11 protein-coding genes and 1 pseudogene are annotated in these 17,029 nt (G+C 68.5%); 10 read left to right on the top strand and 2 right to left on the bottom strand.

Features of this window, described 5'->3' with window-relative positions:
* Window positions 1-32: 32 nt before the first annotated feature.
* The 10 genes and pseudogenes from trpC to ABTV10_RS13530 all read left to right on the top strand — a co-directional run bounded on the left by trpC (window position 33) and on the right by ABTV10_RS13530 (window position 15,456).
* Complete coding sequence (gene trpC / locus ABTV10_RS13575) at window positions 33-842, top strand: indole-3-glycerol phosphate synthase TrpC (RefSeq protein WP_433604482.1); 810 nt, start codon at window positions 33-35, stop codon at window positions 840-842.
* Between the two features lie 124 nt (window positions 843-966).
* Window positions 967-2,163: pseudogene (gene trpB, locus ABTV10_RS13570) on the top strand (tryptophan synthase subunit beta); the annotation flags it as partial.
* A gap of 62 nt (window positions 2,164-2,225) precedes the next feature.
* Window positions 2,226-3,029 (top strand): tryptophan synthase subunit alpha, encoded by an 804-nt coding sequence (gene trpA, locus ABTV10_RS13565; protein ID WP_499027666.1) that lies wholly within the window; start codon window positions 2,226-2,228, stop codon window positions 3,027-3,029.
* 5 nt (window positions 3,030-3,034) lie between these two features.
* Complete coding sequence (lgt, locus tag ABTV10_RS13560) at window positions 3,035-4,015, top strand: prolipoprotein diacylglyceryl transferase (RefSeq protein WP_499035179.1); 981 nt, start codon at window positions 3,035-3,037, stop codon at window positions 4,013-4,015.
* Window positions 4,012-4,734 carry a TM2 domain-containing protein gene (locus tag ABTV10_RS13555; RefSeq protein ID WP_499027664.1) on the top strand — a complete coding sequence of 241 codons (723 nt, stop codon included), beginning with the start codon at window positions 4,012-4,014 and terminating at the stop codon, window positions 4,732-4,734. Before lgt ends, ABTV10_RS13555 begins: the two co-directional genes overlap by 4 nt.
* Before the next feature lie 289 nt (window positions 4,735-5,023).
* Window positions 5,024-9,607 carry a glutamate synthase large subunit gene (gltB, locus tag ABTV10_RS13550; protein WP_499027662.1) on the top strand — a complete coding sequence of 1,528 codons (4,584 nt, stop codon included), beginning with the start codon at window positions 5,024-5,026 and terminating at the stop codon, window positions 9,605-9,607.
* On the top strand, window positions 9,600-11,105 hold the full coding sequence (locus ABTV10_RS13545) for a glutamate synthase subunit beta (RefSeq protein ID WP_433604471.1): 1,506 nt from the start codon (window positions 9,600-9,602) through the stop codon (window positions 11,103-11,105). The genes gltB and ABTV10_RS13545 overlap by 8 nt, the downstream gene beginning before the upstream one ends.
* A 72-nt stretch (window positions 11,106-11,177) precedes the next feature.
* Window positions 11,178-12,596, top strand: coding sequence for a pyruvate kinase (gene pyk, locus ABTV10_RS13540; RefSeq protein ID WP_433604469.1), 1,419 nt, complete (start codon window positions 11,178-11,180; stop codon window positions 12,594-12,596).
* 45 nt (window positions 12,597-12,641) lie between these two features.
* The gene (locus ABTV10_RS13535) at window positions 12,642-13,508 is read left to right on the top strand and encodes an acyl-CoA thioesterase (RefSeq protein ID WP_499027659.1); all 867 of its coding nucleotides are present in this window, start codon (window positions 12,642-12,644) and stop codon (window positions 13,506-13,508) included.
* A 94-nt stretch (window positions 13,509-13,602) separates the two neighbouring features.
* Window positions 13,603-15,456: an ABC transporter ATP-binding protein/permease gene (locus ABTV10_RS13530; RefSeq protein WP_499027657.1), complete on the top strand. Its 1,854-nt coding sequence runs from the start codon at window positions 13,603-13,605 to the stop codon at window positions 15,454-15,456.
* Window positions 15,457-15,535: 79 nt separating this feature from the next.
* On the opposite strand, the gene ABTV10_RS13525 is transcribed toward ABTV10_RS13530, so the two are convergent.
* Complete coding sequence (locus ABTV10_RS13525; protein WP_433604463.1) at window positions 15,536-15,865, bottom strand: transglycosylase family protein; 330 nt, start codon at window positions 15,863-15,865, stop codon at window positions 15,536-15,538.
* Window positions 15,866-16,310: 445 nt separating this feature from the next.
* A complete protein-coding gene (locus ABTV10_RS13520; protein WP_499027655.1) occupies window positions 16,311-16,970 on the bottom strand; it encodes a cysteine hydrolase family protein in 660 nt (219 codons plus the stop codon).
* Window positions 16,971-17,029 lie beyond the last annotated feature (59 nt).

Below are 17,029 nucleotides of genomic sequence, written 5' to 3'. Positions count from 1 at the left end.
GTATTGACATGCCGGAAAGGACTCGAGCCACGATGACCGTTCTCGACTCGATTCTCGACGGGGTGCGCGCCGATGTCGCCGCCCGCGAAGCCGTTCTCGACATGGCCGCGGTGAAGGCCGCTGCCGCTGCTGCGCCGCCCGCACTGGATGCGGCGGCCGCGCTGCGCGCTCCGGGTATCGGCGTCATCGCCGAGGTGAAGCGAGCCAGCCCGTCGAAGGGTGCACTCGCCGACATTCCCGACCCCGCGGTGCTCGCGTCCGCGTACGAGGCTGGGGGTGCGCGGGTGATCAGCGTGCTCACCGAGGAACGCCGGTTCCACGGTTCGCTCGCCGACCTCGACGCGGTGCGCCGGGCGGTGAACATCCCGATCCTGCGCAAGGACTTCATCGTCGGGCCGTACCAGATCCATGAGGCCCGGGCGCACGGCGCCGATGTCATCCTGCTGATCGTCGCGGCGCTCGAGCAGAGCGTGCTGGCCTCGCTGCTGGACCGCACCGAGTCGCTGGGCATGACCGCGCTCGTCGAGGTTCACACCGAGGAGGAGGCGAACCGCGCCCTCGAGGCCGGCGCCAGCGTCATCGGCGTCAACGCCCGTAACCTCAAGACCCTCGAGGTCGACATGGACACCTTCGGCCGCATCGCGCCGGGGTTGCCGACGGACGTCGTCAAGATCGCCGAGTCCGGGGTGCGCGGCACCGCGGATCTGCTCGCGTACGCGGGTGCCGGCGCGGACGCGGTCCTCGTCGGCGAGGGGCTGGTGACCAGCGGTGACCCGCGGGCCGCGGTCGCGGAACTGGTGACTGCGGGCGCGCATCCTTCGTGCCCCAAGCCGGCTCGGTGATCCGTCGCGCCGATCGGGACCCGACCACTCGTTCTCGGGGGTGTTGGGGCAGACTGGAGGCGTGACTTCACGCAATGACGCCATCGTCTCCAAGGGTGGGAATCTGCCCACTGCCAGCGCCGGTCTGACGGAGCGCTCCGGTCACGAGCCGGACCCCGGTGGCCACTGGGGAGTCTTCGGTGGACGGCACGTTCCCGAGGCGCTCATGGCGGTCATCGAGGAAGTCACGGCCGAGTACGAGAAGGCCCGCTCCGACGATTCGTTCCTGAACGAGCTGGATCGTCTGCAGCGTGACTACACCGGTCGCCCGTCGCCGATCTTCGAGGCGACCCGATTGCGCGAGCATGCCGGCGGCGCGCGCATCGTCCTCAAGCGGGAAGATCTGAACCACACGGGATCTCACAAGATCAACAATGTGCTGGGGCAGGTGCTGCTCGCCAAGCGGATGGGCAAGACCCGCATCATCGCGGAGACCGGTGCCGGACAGCACGGCGTGGCCACCGCGACCGCCTGCGCGCTGCTCGGACTCGAGTGCATCGTGTACATGGGCGCGGTCGACACCGCGCGCCAGGCGCTGAACGTGGCCCGCATGCGTCTGCTCGGCGCCGAGGTCGTCTCCGTCGAAACCGGTTCGGCCACCTTGAAGGACGCGATCAACGAGGCGCTGCGAGACTGGGTCACCAACGCGGACCGAACCTATTACTGCTTCGGCACCGCCGCGGGTCCGCATCCGTTCCCGATGATCGTGCGCGACTTCCAGCGCATCGTCGGTCTCGAGGCGCGGGCACAGGTCCAGGCGATGGCCGGCCGCCTGCCCGATGCGGTCGTCGCGTGCGTCGGCGGCGGATCGAACGCGATCGGCATCTTCCACGCGTTCATCGACGATCCGACGGTCAAGCTCGTCGGGTACGAGGCCGCGGGGGACGGCGTCGAGACCGGCCGCCACGCCGCCACCTTCGCCGGTGGCTCCCCGGGCGCCTTCCAGGGCGCCTACTCCTACCTGCTGCAGGACGAGGACGGGCAGACAATCGAGTCGCACTCGATCTCGGCCGGTCTGGACTACCCGGGCGTCGGCCCCGAGCACGCCTACCTCAAGGACACGGGGCGGGCGTCGTACGAGCCCATCACCGACACCGAGGCGATGGACGCGCTGCTGCTGCTCTCCCGCGCGGAGGGGATCATCCCCGCCATCGAGTCCGCCCACGCGGTGGCCGGCGCCCTCAAGCTCGGGCGCGAACTCGGCGAGGGCGCGATCATCGTCGTGAGCCTGTCCGGCCGCGGCGACAAGGACATGGACACCGCCGCGAAGTGGTTCGGTCTGTTCGACGACGACAACGAAGACGCCGCCGCTGCGAGCGCATCGAACAAGGAAGGTACGGCCAAGTGAGCCAACGAGAGTCACGCCTGGCGCCGACGTTTGCCCAGTGCCGGGAGGAGAAGCGCGCGGCCCTCGTCGGCTACCTGCCCGCCGGTTACCCGGACGTGCCGACGTCGATCGATGTGTTCAAGGCGATGGTCGATTCGGGCTGCGACATCATCGAGGTCGGCGTCGCGTATTCCGACCCGGTGATGGACGGGCCGACCATCCAGTCGGCCGCCGAGACCGCGCTGCGCAGCGGTGTTCGGCTGCGCGACGTGTTCACCGTCGTCGAGCAGATCGCCTCGGTCGGCGGCAAGGCTGTCGTGATGACGTACTGGAACCCGGTGCTCAAGTACGGCGTCGACGCGTTCTCCCGCGACCTCGCGGCCGCCGGCGGTCTGGGCATGATCACGCCGAACCTGATCCCCGAGGAGGCCGGCGAGTGGATGGAGGCCTCCGAGCGGCACCACCTCGACCGCATCTTCCTCGTCGCGCCGTCGTCCACCGAGGAGCGGCTGGCGATGACGCTCGAGGCCAGCAGCGGCTTCATCTACGCGGCGTCGACGATGGGCGTCACCGGTGCGCGTGACACCGTCTCGTCGATGGCACCCGAGCTGACGGCGCGCATCCGGGCGCACTCGGACATCCCGGTCGGCGTCGGCCTGGGCGTCCGCTCCGGTGCGCAGGCGGCGGAGATCGCGTCCTACGCCGACGCCGTGATCGTCGGTTCGGCGATCGTGTCGGCGGTCGGGCAGGGTCTCGGCGCGGTGCGCGCGCTCACTGCCGAACTCGCGGAGGGTGTGCGCTCGGCTACCGTGGCCCCGTGACTCCGATGGCGACTTCGACGCAATTTCTCGCTTACCTCCCGAGCCCACCGCAGGGCGTGTGGTATGTGGGGCCGCTGGCCCTGCGCGCCTACGCGCTGTGCATCATTGCCGGCATCATCGTCGCGATCGTGTGGGGCGATCGGCGCTGGGTCGCCCGCGGGGGTGAGAAGGGCACCGTCCTCGACATCGCGGTGTGGGCGGTGCCGTTCGGTCTGATCGGTGGCCGTCTCTATCACGTGCTGACCGACTGGACGACGTACTTCGGTCCGGGCGGGAACCCCGTCGACGCGCTCAAGATATGGCAGGGCGGTCTGGGAATCTGGGGCGCTGTGGCGCTCGGCGCGGTGGGTGCCTGGATCGGCTGCCGTCGGCGCGGAATCCCGCTGCCGGCGCTCGGCGACGCCATCGCGCCCGGCATCATCCTCGCGCAGGCGATCGGACGCCTCGGCAACTGGTTCAACCAGGAGCTGTACGGGCGCGAGACGACGGTGCCGTGGGGTCTCGAGATCTACGAACGCACCAACAGCGCGGGGCGCATCGACACCCTCGACGGTGTGTCGAACGGTGTCGTGCAACAGGTGGTGCATCCGACGTTCCTGTACGAGCTGGTGTGGAACCTACTCATCGTCGTGCTGCTGGTCGTCGTGGACCGCCGGTTCAAGATCGGGCACGGCCGACTGTTCGCGCTCTACGTCGCCGGATACTGCGCGGGTCGTTTCTGGATCGAACTGATGCGGTCGGACCACGCGACCGAGATCCTCGGTATCCGGGTCAACTCGTTCACGTCGGCGATCGTCTTCGTCTGCGCCGTGGCCTACTTCGTGCTCGCCACGAAGGGACGTGAGGACCCGTCCGAGCTGAAGCCGCATGCCCGGAACGGACGGGTCGCCGTGGCCGCGGCCGACCCGGCGGCGGGCGGCGAGTCGTCCGCCGACGCGCCGCGCGTCGACGGCGACAAGCCCGAAGTGAAGGGGGAGAAGAAATGATTGACCCGGCCAAGCCGACCGGTGACGAGCCGGCGAAGGAGCAGGCTTCCACGCCGACACCGCCCGAGTTCGGCTCGCCCTTCGACTACGACGCCACTGCGGATGCATCGCTGACCGAGTCGACGTCGGGCACCTCCGCGGTGCCTCCGTCGGGTGGGAACACCGCCGGCCCGGGCTGGGACACGTTCTCGGGCGTCGGCAACGGTCCCGGTTGGGGAACCGGACCGAGCTACCCGCCGCCGGCCGGCGACCCGTCGTCGCCGATGTCGGGACCCGTCTTCGGGACACCGCAGCCCGAGTACGGCCAGCCGACCACGCCTCCGATGGGCTACCCCCAGGCGGCGCCGGCTCCGGGATACCCGATGCCACCCGGGTATCCGGTCGCTTCCGGATACCCGACCGCCTACGGCGACCCCACTGCACCGTTCGGGCGTGATCCGATCAGCGGTCAACCCTTTTCCGACAAGTCGAAGACCACCGCGGGTCTGCTGCAGATCCTGCTCGGTTTCGTCTCCCTGCCGGGCATCGGCCGCCTCTACATCGGCAGCATCGGCATCGGTCTCACCCAGTTGTTGGTGTTCTGGTTGGGCCTGATCACGACGATCGTCGCGGTGGGGTTCGTGATCTTCCCGGCGATCTGGATCTGGGCGTTCGTCGACGGCATCATGATGCTCACCGGCAGCGTCCGAGACGCTCGAGGCCTACCGCTGAGGAGCTGATTTCCGGGTATCGACGTGCTCGTGAACACACCGCCCGCGCCGTTCTCCGGCGCGGGCGGTGCGCATTTTCGCCATCGCTTCGGGTGGCCTCGGCGCGGTAAACTGACCCGGCCGGGTATGGAACTCGGCAACCTTCACGGGTCGACAGCAGTGCCGGTGGACCCCGATCGATGCAGTCAGCACCCGTAATTGGCGACCCCCACGAGGGAGTCGCCGGAGAAGTGCGCGACGCGCGATGGTCCGCAGCGGAGCTCTCGGGAGCCTGCGCGGCCCGGTGTGGAGGTGTTCGGTGCTGTACTCTCTGCAACCCGATTCACGCGGCCTGTACGTCCGAGATCACGAATCCGATTCGTGTGGCGTGGCGATGGTCGCCGACGTCCACGGCCGCCGCTCACACGCGATCGTCGCAGACGCGCTGCTCGCGCTCGACAATCTCGAGCATCGCGGTGCTGCGGGAGCAGAGGTCAACAGCGGCGACGGCGCCGGGATCCTGATCCAACTGCCCTCCGACTACCTCCGGGAGATCGTCGAGTTCGACCTGCCGCGACCGTTGCCCGACGGCCGCGACACGTTCGCCGCCGGCATCTGCTTCCTACCGCAGGATCCCGATCGCCGGGCCGGTGCGCGGCGGCGGATCCACGCGATCGCCGAGGACGAGGGCGTCGACATCCTCGGTTGGCACGACGTCCGGGTGGATCCGATCGGTGCCGACGTCGGCGCGACGGCGCTGTCGTGCATGCCGCACATGACGTATCTCTTCGTGGCACACCCGCCGGTGGACGGTGCCCGGGTCGGCGGTGTGGACCTGGACCGGCAGGTGTACGGGCTGCGCAAGCGCGCGGAGCGGGTGACGCCGGCGAGCGACGACGAGGGAACGGCGGTGTACTTCCCCTCGCTGTCGAGCCGAACGCTGACCTACAAGGGCATGCTGACCACGGCCCAGTTGGCGCTCTACTTCCCCGAACTCCGAGACGAGCGGGTGACGAGCGCGATCGCCGTCGTCCACAGCCGGTTCTCGACCAACACCTTCCCGTCGTGGCCGCTGGCGCACCCGTTCCGTTACATCGCGCACAACGGTGAGATCAACACCGTGCGCGGCAACCGTAACCGGATGCGATCCCGGGAGGCGATGCTGGCGAGCACCCTCATCCCCGGTGACCTCGAACGGCTGTACCCGATCTGCACCCCGGACGCCTCGGACTCGGCGTCGTTCGACGAGGTCCTCGAGCTGCTGCACCTCGGGGGGCGTTCGCTGCCGCACGCGGTCCTGATGATGATTCCGGAGGCGTGGGAGAACCACACGTCGATGACCGACGAGCGGTGCGCCTTCTACCAGTTCCACGCGTCGCTGATGGAGCCGTGGGACGGCCCGGCGTGCGTGACGTTCACCGACGGGACGGTCGTCGGTGCCGTCCTCGACCGCAACGGGCTGCGGCCCGGCCGGTGGTGGCACACCTCGGACGGTCGCGTCGTGCTCGCCTCCGAGAGCGGGGTGCTGCCGATTCCGCAGTCCGAAGTGATCGCGAAGGGGCGCCTCGAACCGGGGGAGATGTTCCTGGTCGACACGGCGGCCGGACGCATCGTGCCCGACGGCGAGATCAAGGCGCAGTTGGGAGCGGAGCAGCCGTACCGGGAGTGGCTGCACGCAGGCCTGCTGGATCTGCGGTCGGTGCCCAGCCGTGGCCGGATCCCGCACGACCACGAGTCGGTGGTGCGGCGCCAGCAGGTGTTCGGCTACACCGAGGAGGAACAGCGGGTGCTCCTGGCGCCGATGGCGACGGCGGGTGTCGAGCCGCTCGGGTCGATGGGGACCGACACCCCGATCGCGGTGCTCTCGCAGCGACCCCGTCTCCTGTTCGACTACTTCGTCGAGCTGTTCGCGCAGGTCACCAACCCGCCGCTGGACGCGATCCGCGAGGAGATCGTCACGTCGCTGCGCCGCGTGATGGGACCCGAGCAGAATCTGCTCGAGCCGACCGCTGCGTCGTGCCGGCAGATCGTGTTGTCGTGGCCGGTGCTCGACAACGACGAGCTCGGCAAGATCATCGACATCAACGCGGACGGCGACTGCCCGGGGTTCGCAGCGACCGTGCTGCGCGCGCTGTACGACGCGGACAGCGGCGGCGAGGGCATGGCCGAGGCGATCGAGGACCTGCGCGAGGCGGCGAGCGCTGCCATCGCGAACGGATGCCGGACGCTGGTGATCTCGGATCGGGACTCCGACCACCTGCGCGCCCCGATCCCGTCGCTGCTGGCGGTGTCCGCGGTCCACCACCACCTGGTCCGCACCAAGGAACGGACCACGGTGGCGCTCGTGGTCGAATCGGGCGACGCGCGCGAGGTACACCACATCGCGCTGCTGATCGGGTTCGGCGCGGCCGCCGTGAACCCGTACCTGGCGATGGAGTCGATCGAGGACCTCGTCGCGGAGGGCGAGCTGACCGGTGTGGAATCCACGATCGCGGTCCGTAACTATCTCCGGGCGCTGGGTAAGGGTGTGCTGAAGGTGATGTCCAAGATGGGCATCTCGACGGTGGGGTCCTACACCGCCGCACAGGTTTTCGAGGCGATCGGCCTTGCTCAGGACGTGGTCGACGAGTACTTCACCGGCACCGTGAGCCGCCTCGGCGGCGTCGGGCTCGACGTACTCGCCCGCGAGGTGCAGCTGCGGCACCGCGCGGCGCATCCGGAGAACCCGTCGTCGCTCGTGCACCGTCGGCTCGACGTCGGCGGCATCTACCAGTACCGACGGGGCGGCGAACTGCACCTGTTCACTCCCGAGACGGTTTTCCTGCTCCAGCACGCCACCCGGACCGGGCGGGAGGACGTCTTCGAGCGGTATTGCACGGAGGTTGATCGGCTCTCGGCCGAGGGCGGCACGCTGCGTGGGCTGTTCGAGTTCCGGCGCGGGCTGCGTCCGCCCGTCCCGCTGTCCGAAGTCGAACCGGCAGAGGCGATCTTCGCGCGCTTCAACACCGGTGCGATGAGCTACGGCTCCATCTCCGCCGAGGCGCACGAGACGCTGGCGGTGGCGATGAACCGGATCGGTGGACGGTCGAACTCCGGCGAGGGCGGTGAGGACGTCGACCGGCTGCACGACCCGATGCGTCGCAGTGCCGTCAAGCAGGTCGCGAGCGGTCGATTCGGTGTGACGAGCGACTATCTCGTGAACGCGACCGACATCCAGATCAAGATGGCCCAGGGCGCCAAGCCCGGTGAGGGCGGCCAGCTTCCGGCGTACAAGGTCTATCCGTGGATCGCGCGGACCCGGCACTCCACGCCGGGGGTGGGGCTGATCTCGCCGCCGCCGCACCACGACATCTACTCGATCGAGGACCTCGCGCAGCTCATCCACGATCTGAAGAACGCGAACGAGAGCGCGCGGGTGCACGTCAAGCTCGTCAGCTCCGTCGGTGTCGGCACCGTCGCCGCGGGGGTGAGCAAGGCGCACGCCGACGTCGTGCTGATCTCCGGCCACGACGGCGGGACCGGTGCGTCGCCGCTGACCTCGCTCGAACACGCGGGGCTGCCGTGGGAGGTCGGCGTCGCCGACGCGCAGCAGACCCTCGTGCTCAACGGGCTGCGCGACCGGATCACCATGCAGTGCGACGGCGGGCTGCGCACGGCCCGCGACGTCGTGGTCGCGATGCTCCTCGGCGCGGAGGAGTACGGGTTCTCCACCGCGCCACTGATCGTGGCCGGCTGCATCATGATGCGGGTGTGCCACCTCGACACCTGCCCGGTGGGGGTCGCGACCCAGAACCCGGAACTGCGCAAGCGTTTCACCGGCAAGCCGGAGTTCATCGAGGCGTTCTTCCGCTTCATCGCCGAGGGCGTCCGGCAGTACCTCGCGGATCTCGGTTTCCGCAGCGTCGACGAGGCGGTGGGGCATCCGGAGATGCTTGAGACTGCGGTCGGGGTGGCGCACTGGAAGAGCCTGGGGCTCGACCTGAGCCCGATCTTCGCCACCGAGGAGACACAGTCGGCCGGGGGCGTCCCGCAACGCCGGAGGGTGCGCGCCCAGAACCACGGCCTCGACCTCGCACTCGATCGCACCCTCATCCAGTTGGCGGAAGGCGCGCTCGAGGACGCACTGCCGGTCCGCCTGGAACTGCCGGTCCGCAACGTCAACCGCACCGTCGGGACGCTGCTGGGATCGGAGGTCACCCGGCGCTACGGCGCCGCCGGGCTGCCCGACGACACGATCCGTGTCCAACTCGAGGGGTCGGCGGGGCAGTCGTTGGGCGCGTTCCTGCCGCCGGGCATCACGCTCGACCTCGTCGGCGACGCGAACGACTATGTGGGCAAAGGCCTCTCGGGCGGTCGCATCGTGATCCGGCCGGCCGACGACGTGCTGTTCCTGCCGGAGACGCAGGTGATCGCGGGGAACACCCTGCTCTACGGCGCGACGGCGGGGGAGGCGTATCTGCGCGGACTGGTCGGGGAGCGGTTCTGTGTGCGGAACTCGGGTGCGATCGCGGTGGCCGAGGGCGTCGGCGACCACGGGTGCGAATACATGACGGGCGGGCGCGTCGTCGTGCTCGGACCGATCGGGCGGAACATGGCGGCCGGCATGTCGGGCGGGATCGCCTTCGTGCTCGACGCCGACCCCACGAAGATCAACCAGGCCATGGTCACGCTGCAGGCGCCGAACGGTGACGACCTGCAGTGGCTGCGGGTGGTCGTCGAACAGCACCTGCGCTGGACCGGCTCCGCCGTCGCGGCGTCCGTCCTGGCCGACTGGCCGCGGCGGTCGGCACTGTTCACGAAGATCATGCCCGTCGACTACCAGCGTGTTCTCGAGGCGACGCGGATGGCCCGGGCCGAGGGCCTCGACGTCGACACCGCGATCATGGAGGCAGCTCGTGGCTGATCCGCAGGGGTTTCTGCATGTCGTGAAGAAGGAGGCGCGCAAGCGCCCGGTCTCCGAACGCGTCAACGACTGGCGCGAGGTGTACGAGCCGCAGTCCGCGAGCGAGCGGGCCCGGGAAGTGTCCGAGCAGGCGAGTCGCTGCATGGACTGTGGAATCCCCTTCTGCCATTCCGAGAGCGCGGGATGTCCGCTGGGCAATCTGATCCCGGAATGGAACGATCTGGTGCGGCGGGGCCGGTGGGACGCCGCGGCGGAGAGATTGCACGCGACCAACAACTTCCCCGAGGTCACCGGACGGGTGTGTCCGGCCCCGTGCGAGGCGGCGTGCGTGCTCTCCCTCGCCGACACCCACACCACCGGGAGCGTGACGATCAAGCGGATCGAGCAGGCCATCGCCGACACGGCGTGGGAGAGGGGCGAGGTGGGACCCGCGCTCCCGGCACTGCACACCGGCAAGCACGTCGCCGTCGTGGGGTCGGGTCCGGCAGGTCTCGCTGCCGCGCAGCAACTTACCCGGGCCGGACACGAGGTCACCGTGTACGAGCGCGACGATCGGTTGGGCGGCCTGCTCCGGTACGGCATCCCGGCGTTCAAGCTCGAGAAGTCCGTGCTCGACCAGCGCCTGACCCAGATGCGCGTGGAGGGAACGCATTTCGTCACCGACGTCGAGGTCGGAGTGGAGCTTCCGGTGTCGTCGCTGAAAGCCCGGTTCGACGCGGTGGTCCTGGCGACCGGCGCGCTCAAGGCGCGGGACAATCGGGACCTGGTCGGTCGGGATCTGGACGGTATCCACCTCGCGATGGAGTACCTCGTCGCCTCCAACCACGAGTGCGAGGGCGACGGGCCGTCGCCCATCACGGCGCGGGGCAAGCACGTCGTGATCATCGGTGGCGGCGACACCGGCGCCGACTGTCTCGGGACGGCACACCGTCAGGGTGCGTTGTCGGTCACGCAACTCGACTATCACCCCGCCCTGCCGACGGAGCGGGACGAGTCCTCCACCCCGTGGCCGGCGTGGCCGATGGTGCTGCGCACCTCACCCGCGCACGCCGAGGGCGGCGTGCGGCGCTACGAGGTTGCGGTCCAACGGTTTCTGGGCGACGCGGATGGTCACGTCCGGTCGATGATCCTCGCGGAGGTGCGGCTGTCGCGCGACGCCGCCGGCCGACGGATCATCGTCCCGGTCGGTGAGGAGATCGAATTACCCTGCGATTTGGCGCTTTTCGCGATCGGATTCGAGGGGACGGAGACCGGCCCCCTGCTCGACGATCTCGGAATTGCGACAAATCGGCGCGGCTCCCTGTCGTGCGGATCCGATTGGCAGACCGCTGCTCCCGGTGTTTTCGTGTGCGGTGACGCACACCGGGGAGCGTCGCTGGTCGTGTGGGCGATCGCGGAGGGAAGATCGGCCGCGCACGGCGTCGACGCGTTCCTCACCGGCAGTTCCGAGCTGCCGGCGCCGGTCCACCCGACGGCGCTGCCGCTGACCGTCGTCTGATGCTCACCTGGCCGTCACCCGGCGTTGGCCGCCCGAATAGAGTTCGTTCCTGAAGTTGACTAGGCTTTCCCCGTGACCCGACGCACGAAGATTGTCTGCACTCTTGGCCCTGCAACCGCCACCGGCGACCGTGTCCGCGAGCTCGTCGAGAGCGGCATGGACGTAGCGAGACTGAACTTCAGCCACGGTGAACACTCTGATCACGAGGACAACTACCGACGGGTACGGGAAGCGTCCCGGGTGACCGGACGGGCCGTGGGCATCCTCGCCGACCTGCAGGGTCCGAAGATTCGGCTCGGACGCTTCGTCGAGGGCCGCACCGTGTGGGAGACCGGCGAGCAGATCCGGATCACCGTCGAGGACTGCGAGGGCACGCACGACCGCGTGTCGACCACCTACAAGCAGCTCGCGCAGGACGCGAAGCCCGGCGACCGGTTGCTCGTCGACGACGGCAAGGTCGGCCTGGTGGTCGACGCGGTCGAGGGTGACGACGTGGTCTGCCGGGTCACCGAGGGTGGACCGGTCAGCAACAACAAGGGCGTCTCGCTGCCGGGCATGAACGTCTCGGTGCCGGCGCTCTCTGAGAAGGACATCGAGGACCTCGAGTTCGCGCTCCGCCTCGGTGTCGACTTCATCGCGCTGTCGTTCGTGCGCTCGCCCGCCGACGTCGAGCTGGTGCACGACGTGATGGACCGGGTCGGTCGCCGGGTCCCGGTGATCGCCAAGCTCGAGAAGCCCGAGGCCATCGAGAACCTCGAGGCAGTGGTGCTGGCGTTCGACGCGGTGATGGTCGCCCGCGGTGACCTGGGAGTCGAGCTGCCGCTCGAGCAGGTTCCGCTGGTGCAGAAGCGCGCGATCCAGATCGCCCGCGAGAACGCGAAGCCGGTGATCGTCGCGACGCAGATGCTCGAGTCGATGATCGAGAACTCGCGTCCGACCCGCGCCGAGGCGTCCGACGTCGCGAACGCCGTGCTCGACGGCGCGGACGCGGTGATGCTGTCCGGCGAGACGTCGGTCGGCAAGTACGTCATGGAGACGGTACAGACCATGGCCCGGATCCTCCAGGCCGTCGAAACGGACCCGGCACGCGTGCCGCCGCTGACGCACGTCCCGCGCACCAAGCGCGGCGTCATCTCCTACGGTGCCCGCGACATCGGCGAGCGCCTCGACGCCAAGGCCCTGGTCGCGTTCACGCAGTCCGGTGACACCGTCCGCCGCCTCGCGCGGCTGCACTCGCCGCTGCCGCTGCTGGCGTTCACGCCGCTGGAGGCGGTGCGCAGCCAGCTGGCGCTGTCCTGGGGCACCGAGACGTTCATCGTCGACCCGGTCAAGTCGACCGACCAGATGTTCTTCCAGGTCGACCACGCGTTGCTGTCCCTCGGCCGGTACAACCGCGGCGATCTCGTCGTGATCGTCGCCGGATCGCCGCCCGGCACCGTAGGCTCGACCAACCTGATCCACGTCCACCGGATCGGGGAGGAAGACCACTAGAAGGGGGAACCGCGGGTGAGCGACCTGGGGGCAGATGTTCGTCCGGTGAGATCGGCCGACTTGGAGACGCTGCTGGCGCTCCTGGATCTCGAACCGATCGGCGAGGACATCTATCTCGGTCGGCACCCCGAGCAGGTCGGCAGCCGCACGTTCGGCGGCCAGCTGGTTGCGCAGGCGTTGGTGGCGGCGGATCGGACGGTCGACGGTGATCGTCCGGTCCACGCGATCAACGCGCACTTCATCCGGGGCGGCGACGTCAAGGCGCCGATCGAGTACCGCGTCGAGCGGCACCGGGACGGGCGGGCGTTCGCCAACCGGCAGGTCACGGCCTACCAGGACGGGAAAGTCGTGTTCTCCATGCTCGCGGCGTTCCAGGACTGGGGCACCGGACTCGAGCACGGGGCCGACATTCCCGACGTCGAAGGGCCGGACGAGCTGCCCTCCTTCGACGACCACATCGTCGGCTACGAGGATCGTCTCCGGGTGTTCGTCGACGCCCTCAAGCCGATGCAGATGCGGTACGCGAACGATCCGACGTGGGTGCTCAAGGGAACCGGTCAGCGCCTCAACCACAACCGCGTGTGGCTCCGGACGGACGGGGTGCTGCCCGACGACCCGTGGGTGCACAGCGCCGCCCTGGCGTACTCGTCGGACACGACGGTGCTGGACTCGATTCTCACCACCCACGGCCTTTCGTGGGGCCTCGATCGGATCGTCGCGGCCACCGTCAACCATTCCATCTGGTTCCATCGACCTTTCCGTTTCGACGAATGGGCCTTGTACGCAACGGAATCGCCGGTTGCATCCGGTTCGCGTGGATTGGCGACCGGTCGGTTCTTCACGCGGGACGGCCAGTTGATCGCCACTGTCGTGCAGGAGGGTGTGATCCGGCACTTTCCGGCCCGCCGGTGACCGCGATTCCGCGATGACGCTCCGTCCGGCTGTGCGCGCTCGCTAGAATTCTGGTTCTCCAGATTCGGCACGCCATCGTCGATGGGGGAGCCTCATGCGGAACGAACCGATCGACTGGAACCACGAGGCGGTCGCCAGTCTGTTGTGGACAGCGCGAGCGTTCGCGATCGCATTCGTCTGCCTGGTCATCGTCGGGTACCTGCTGGCCCGCTACACCCGTTGGGGGAGACAGTTCTGGGCGATCTCTGGTGACTACTTCTCGGGACGGGAGAGTGCGCGCGTCTGGGCGACAATCGCCGCGATGCTGTTCCTGACGGTGATGGGCGTGCGGGTGACGATTCTGCTCTCGTACCAGGGGAACGAGATGTACACGGCGCTCCAGTACGCGGCGCAGGGGTTCTCGGGTGGCGACGCCGACACCCTGGGGGCGGCGAAGTCGACGTTCTGGCGTTCGATCGTCGTGTTCGCCGTGCTGGCCACGATCCATGTGATCCGATCGCTGCTGGACTACTACGTCGGGCAGGCGTTCGTGATCCGGTGGCGGATCTGGCTGACCGACCGGGTCGCGACCGATTGGCTCGAGGGCCGTGCCTACTATCGGGGCCGCTTCATCGACAAGGGCATCGACAATCCGGATCAGCGCATCGAGACCGATATCACGAACATGACCACGGTGTCGCAGTCGTTGTCGATGGGGCTGGTGACCGCGGTGACGTCGGTGGTCGCGTTCACCAAGATCCTGTGGGATCTGTCCGGGCCTATGACTCTGTTCGGGGTGGAAGTGCCGCGCGCGATGGTGGTGCTGGTCTACGTGTACATCCTGACCGCGACCGCGATCGCGTTCTGGATCGGGCATCCGCTGATCCAACTGAACTTCCTCAAGGAGCGATTCACCGCGAACTTCCGCTACGCTCTGGTCCGGCTTCGCGACCGAGCCGAGAGTGTCGCCTTCTACCACGGCGAATCGGTGGAACGCGGAGGGTTGCTCGGACGGTTCGCATCGGTCATCTCTAACGCATGGCGAATCGTCTTCCGTACCTTGAAGTTCAATGGTTTCAATCTCGGTGTCAGTCAGATCTCCGTCGTCTTCCCGATCGTCATCCAGGCGCCGCGCTTCTTCGCCGGGACGATCACGCTCGGCGACATCACGCAGAGCGCTCAGGCGTTCGGCCAGGTGTCGGATTCGCTGTCGTTCTTCCGGGAGTCGTACGACACGTTCGCCGGGTACCGGGCGAGCCTCATCCGATTGAGCGGGCTGATCAGCGCCGACGAACGCTCGCGTGCCCTGCCGGAGTTGCGCACCGAGCACCTCGACGGCGCGCTCGAGTTGCACGCGGTGAGCGTCAACCTGCCCGACGGCCGCGCCCTTGTCGACGCGCTGGATCTGCGTCTGACGCCCGGCGAGGCCCTGCTGGTGGCGGGTCCGTCGGGCAGCGGCAAGACGACGCTGCTGCGAACGCTCGCCCAGATGTGGCCGTACGCGGATGGGACGGTGCGCCGGCCGACCGGCTCGGAGGCGATCTTCCTCTCGCAGTTCCCTTACCTGCCGCTCGGTGACCTGCGCGACGCGGTCGCGTATCCGGCGCACGCGATCGATCTGGGCGACGCCGTCATCGGGGAGACGCTGAGGAAGGTCGCGCTCGGTCATCTGGTGCATCGTCTGGACGAGCAGGAAGACTGGGCGGCGATTCTCTCGCCCGGCGAACAGCAACGGGTGGCCTTCGCACGCATCCTGTTGACGCGGCCGAAGGTGGCGTTTCTCGACGAGGCCACGTCCGCGGTCGACGAGGGTCTCGAATACCAGTTGTACCGACTCGTCCGCGATGAGGTGCCCGAGTGCATGCTGTTCAGCGTCAGCCACCGCAGCACCGTCGACCAGCACCACACCCGGCGGCTGGAACTCCTCGGCGACGGGCCGTGGCGGATGTCCGAGGTCGCGGTCAACTGACATCTCGTCTCTACGGCGGAAGGCGCGCGGCCGCAGGGCCCTTCGCGTGAAGACCGGCGCGAAGGACCCCGCGGTGGCGTCAGAGATACTGGCCGCACGTCGGCCAGGCGCCGGCCCCCTGGCTGTTCAGGATGGATTCGGCCACCTGAATCTGATCCTCACGGGAGTTGTTGTGCGGCAACCCGCTTCCGCCGTGCGCGTTCCAGGTTCCGGCGCTGATCTGCAGGCCACCGTAGTACCCGTTTCCGGTGTCGGCGCCCCAGTTGCCGCCGCTCTCGCATTGCGCGACCGCATCCCAGTCGCCGCCGGCGGCGTTGGCGGGTGCTGCGGACAGCGCGAGCGGTGCGGTGACCAGTGCGGTGGAGGCGGCGATGGTGCCGATGGTGCGTGTGACGGTGAACTTCGACATGGATGATGTCCTCTCCGTGGTTGATGGCGAGGACTCCGGTGATGCCGACCTCGGACGTTTGCCGGGCGGCCGGAGCTGGTTGCCTCGCCGTGCCCCTGAAAGGTCTTCGGTTCCGGTCCCGCTGGGGCAGAACGTGTTGTGAAGCGGGACGGCGCGCTCGGTCGACTCGAGCTGGCCACGACGCTAGGACGGATCGGCCGACGCGTCACCAGGTGATTTTCTGGCACATCGGTCCAGAATTCGCGACCGGTGCGCGGCATGTCCGCAGGTCGGCGGTTGATCTTGAGGGTTCAGGAAGATTGAACGTTGTTGCATTCTGTGACCAGGGTCACGGAACTGGTGTGACGCGCGGCACTCCGGATACCTCGCGAGCGGATCATGCGCCCCGGTTACGCCCAACTACCGTCAGTCGTGCATCGGTGTTCAAGCGGCACATAACGATTGGTCAGTCGGCGCGGAGGGCGGCCGTGATCGCGGTGACCGTGAGCGGCACAACCCCGATGGATCGGGCATCGACCAGGCGGTGCGATGTGATGCCGGAGGTGGCGTCTGTCGCGAGCGCCACGCGATAGTCGCGGGAAGACGCGTCGAACAGCGTGGCGCGCGGGCAGTTCGGGAAGTTGCAGCCCGCGACGACGACGGTGTCGATCGCGGCGCGCCTCAGGTGCGCGTCGAGGTCGGTGCGGTGGAAGGCGCTCCAGCGCGGCTTCCACATGACGGCTTCGTGCGGTCCGACCGCCTGAAAGTTACCTGCCATCAGCAGGTTTGGCACGAGCGGCGGTGCGCCGGGCGGCAGCAGATCCGCGAGGACCTGGGAACCGGCCGTGCCGGGGCGGACGACGGGCGCGTCGTCGCGCATGATCGCGGTCCGGCGCACGCGATCGACGTCGTCGCCGTCGTACAGTCGCACGACGTGCACGATCGGCCGGCCCGCGCGCCGGTATGCGTCGAGAAGGGTTCGCAGGCGGGGAACGGCCCCCGTCGTGCCCGAAACTGGACACGGCCCGTCGTCCGCGAAGTCGTTCTGCATGTCGATCACCAGCAGAGCAGAGGAATTCAGATGGGGGCGAACATGGTCGTCGAGATCGGCCGTCCAGTCGGTCATGTGTCGAACCTATCGGCAGAGGGCGCCGGATGCGCGAAACGCTCCCCACCCGCAGGGGT

This window comes from Paraburkholderia sp. RHO2 (assembly GCF_050955445.1).
Lineage (GTDB): Bacteria > Actinomycetota > Actinomycetes > Mycobacteriales > Mycobacteriaceae > Prescottella > Prescottella agglutinans_A.
This window is presented reverse-complemented; position numbering and strand designations above follow the sequence as displayed.